The sequence below is a fragment of the Streptomyces sp. NPDC056486 genome (assembly GCF_042795295.1).
Lineage (GTDB): Bacteria > Actinomycetota > Actinomycetes > Streptomycetales > Streptomycetaceae > Streptomyces.
The window spans coordinates 1-3,937 of sequence record NZ_JBHTSF010000307.1 but is presented as its reverse complement, the minus strand read 5'-3'; the positions used below and the strand labels follow the sequence as shown (position 1 = coordinate 3,937).

Annotated in this window: 2 protein-coding genes; both read right to left on the bottom strand. The window is 72.0% G+C overall.

Features of this window, described 5'->3' with window-relative positions:
* Positions 1-112: 112 nt before the first annotated feature.
* Positions 113-2,677 (bottom strand): NACHT domain-containing protein, encoded by a 2,565-nt coding sequence (locus tag ACFQ7F_RS45555; RefSeq protein WP_383285607.1) that lies wholly within the window; start codon positions 2,675-2,677, stop codon positions 113-115.
* A 120-nt stretch (positions 2,678-2,797) separates the two neighbouring features.
* Positions 2,798-3,937, bottom strand: a 1,140-nt coding sequence (locus ACFQ7F_RS45550) for a glycosyltransferase (protein WP_383285604.1), incomplete at its 5' end; no start/stop codon positions are given.

Here is a 3,937-nt window from a genome sequence, read left to right as displayed (position 1 = left end):
GCCCCGGACCGTGAGGAACGGTCCGGGGCCAGCCCCTTTTTGCTTTTCGGCTGCGGGTGCTTCGTGGCTGGTCGCGCAGTTCCCCGCGCCCCTTACGGGGCGCCCCCCGCGGCTATGACGTGATCGTGACCCCTTCCGGTACGTTCCGGACGCGGGGCAGTCGGGGATTGACGCGGAGCACGCTCAGGTTCGGGAAGCGGGAGAGCCAGGACATGTCCGTGTCGGCCAGCTCCGCGGTGATCCACAGATGCGTGAGCTGCTCGTGCTCCAGGCCGTCGAGGAGCTCCTCGGTGGGCATGACGCCGACGACCTGGATCCACGGCCGCCCGCCCAGCTGCCGAAGGGCCGCGAGCTCGGCGGTGTCGGCGACGGGGTAGTACAGGCCGATCGGATCGAGATGGGCGATGATCTCGCGCGCGTACCGCTCCGTGTCGAAGTGCCGCCACGGGCGGACCAGCTCGACCCGGATGGACAGCGCCGAGCGGTGGCGCATGCGGGCGAGGTAGTCGATGGCGGCGTCGTCCGCGACGTGGGTCGCCGTGATCGCCAGGAGGAGCGCCTCCTGGTCGTTCGGCACCTGCGCGGGATCCGGCAGCTGCTCCAGGACGATGGGGCCGACCCAGCCGAGGCTGCGGGCGGCGAGCTCCGTCGTGGGGCGCACGAGGTTCTTCGTGCGGTCGTGTACGAGCTGCTGCACCGCCGGGTCGAGCTCGGTGACGTGCTCAAGGCAGGCCGCGGCCATCAGGCGCCGGTGGTTCACGTGCGGGCGGCGCAGGTTCGGGGCGGCGGCCAGGAGCCGCTCCAGGAAGTCGGCGCACTCCTCGGGCCGCGCGTGGGCGGCGGCCATGCGGATGACCTCCTCCCACTCGGCCTGGTGCGCGTGCTCGACCAGGGTGCGCAACTGGCCGCGGGCCACGATCTCCTTGGCGGCCAGATAGTCCTGGAAGGTGCGGTGGATGAAGTCCACCGAGAGGCCCGCCTGTTCCCGGAGGAGCCCCGTGCGGTGCAGCAGATGACGGAAGATCTTCTCGCCGTCGCCCTCCGCGCGCGCGGAGGGAATGGCGGGCAGAGCGCCGTCCAGGATGGCGACCACACGCTGACGCGGCAGCTCCGAGACGCCCTCCTCCACCATCGCGTGGGCCAGCTTGCGCAGGAGCAGCTCCCGGGGCCCTTGCTGGAGCCGCACATCATCGGCGTACAGAACATCGCGCTCGGGATCGCGGCGCTGGAGGAGCATCTCCAGAGCCGCGTCGTACAACTCCTTGCGCCCCTTGGGCAGTGAGCCGGACCGGTCGCGGTTGAGGGCGCATATCAGGCCGCACATCAGGGGGTTGGTGGCGAGCTGACGCAGTTCGCGGAAGATCCGCACCGAGTGCAGGAGCCGCTGTTCGTACTCCTTGAGCTTGTCGCGCTCCGCCTGCTCCTTGCACTGCTCGTCGCTCATCGCCGCCGCGTGCCAGTCACGGATGAAGTGTGTGACCTGGTCGCGTGACATCGGCGCGAGGGAAAGTTCCTTGAAGCCCTCCTCGGCGAGCCGCTCCTGAGCCAGCCAGCCGTCCTCGACGGCGGAGGGCCGGGAGGTGACCAGACAGCCGTTCCCGGAGTAGATGCGAAGCAGCCGACGCAGTTGGTTGCGCAGTTCGCCGCGGGTCTCCTCCGGGGCTTCGTCGATCCCGTCGACCAGGAGCATGCCGCGGCCCGCGAGGAGCGTGCGCACGACCCAGCCCTCCGGGGCCTGGTCGGCCAGCGGGTGCCGGATGGCGTGCAGGAAGTCGTCCGGGGCGGGGAAGCCCTCGCGGGCGAAGCGGCGTACGGGCAGGACGAAGGGCACGCGGGCGCCCTCGCGCGCCGCCGCTACGGCGAGCCACTGGATGAGGGTCGTCTTGCCCGAGCCCGCGACACCGCGGAGCAGCACCCTCTCGTGCCCCTCCAGGGCCCGGTCGGCGAGCAGCACGGTCTGCGGCTCACCCGGTACGCCGCTGTTGCTGCTCTCCTCGGCCTCCAGGCTGAGGTAGGTGTCCTCCAGGGGCCAGCGGTCCGGCGCGTTGGAAAGGTCCACGCCGACGATGGTGAGCCAGCCGTGCTGCCGTACGACCTCTTCGGCGTACGCGGCCTCGAAGTCCCGGTCCTCCTGCGACCGTTCGGGCTGGCGGGCCGCGGCCTCCGCGTCGTTCAGGTCGATGAGCTGACGGATGCGGCTGGCCCGCTCGGCCATGTGCCGCTGGATGTGCGGAGAGCGCCGGACGAAGTGGTACAGAACGTGCAGGCACACGGCCACGAGCAGCTCGTCGTGGAACGACGCGGCGCCGGGGGAGAGGGCGCGGTCCGCGCCCTGCACGGCGCCGCGCAGCCGTCGTGCGTAGTCCTGCGGGCCCAGGCGCACGGCGTCCACGTCCGTGAGGTCCAGTTCCCCGATGGCGAGCAACGTGCGGGTCAACACATCGGCTACAGCGGTGAGTTCAGCAGCCGGGGCGGAGTGCGACTCGGTGGCGAGGCGGACGAAGTCGGCGGCCGTGCGGTGCACGTCGTCCGGTGTCGCCGGTGCATCGGCGCCGCGCCACGTGGTGAGGGCGGCGATCAGATCGGGCGTGTCGGGCGGCAGTGGGGGAGGCAGGCGGATGAGCCGTTGTACCAGAGGCGCTGCGAGGGTCGAGGGAATGCGGACAACGGGCTCCATGGACATAGGGGTCCCTGCGGCTGGGATTGCACGTGTCGTGGGGAGTCAAGAGTAGGTCAACTCCGCCAGGGGGGGAGGGGTGATGAGTTCGATCCGACCGGCGCCTACTGCCCCACGGCCTCACTTGCCGTACGGCGGGGGCGGTGTCTGCTGACTGGCTCCGGTGCCGTAGCCGTCGAGCAGCATTTTCGCGGCCACCGTCGCTCCGTCGCCGCGGAGCGTGCCGGCCACGGCCCTCGCTCGTGTACGGGTCTCGGGGGCGAGGGCCTTCGTGAGAGCGGCGGAGAGGGACGCGACGGTCGGGGCCTGCGTCGGGCCGTCGTGGGCCGCGCCGATGCCGAGGGCGGCCACTCGGGAGGCCCAGTACGGCTGGTCCGCGATCAGGGGGACCACGACCTGCGGCGCGCCGGCCCGGGCCGCCGTCGTCGTGGTGCCCGCCCCGCCGTGGTGCACGACGGCGGCCACCCTGCGGAACAGCGCCTGCTGGTTGACGTCGCCGACGACGAAGCAGTCATCGGCGTCGTCGACGGGGGCGAGGCCCGCCCAGCCACGGGCGAGGATGACGCGGCGGCCGTGCGCGCGGCTCGCCTCGATGGCAACTCGGGCGATGTCCTTCGGGGTGTGCGTGGCCATGCTGCCGAAGCCGACGTAGACGGGTGGTGCGCCTGAGCCTGCGCCTACGGCTGCGCTTGGGCCCGCGCCTCCGTTCAGGAACTCCTCCAGGTCTGCCGGGAGCGGACGGTCGTCGGGCAGGATCCACGCCCCGGTCTGCACGATGTCGAGGTCCGTCATGCCCTGCGAGGGGCACAGCGTCGTGTCCGCCGCCAGCCAAGGCCGGTCGGTGAGGACGTGGTCGCGGACGTTGTCGACCGGCGGCAGGCCGATCGCCGCCCGCCCACTGTTGAGCGCCTCGCCGTACAACGCGTTCACCCGCTGGGCGTCCTGCTCCCACAGCACCCGGTTGTCGGTCTCGCCCTGCGGAGACTGCTTGCCCGGCCGCGCCCCCGGCGACGAGTGCCGCGACGGCAGCCCGAGGGTGTGGAAGCACGCGAGCACGTAGGGGACCCCCAGCTTCTCGGCGACGTCCCGTGCACCGGCCGGCATCAGGCCGGTCGCCACCACGGCGTCACATCCCTCGGCGGCCGCCTCGGTGAGCGTGGCGAACCGCGCGGCGACCAGCGCGGGAGCGAGCCGGAACGCGTCCTCCCTCGTCGGCGGTTTCGGACCGGCGACCACCGAGCGCACGATCGGACCGAGCGG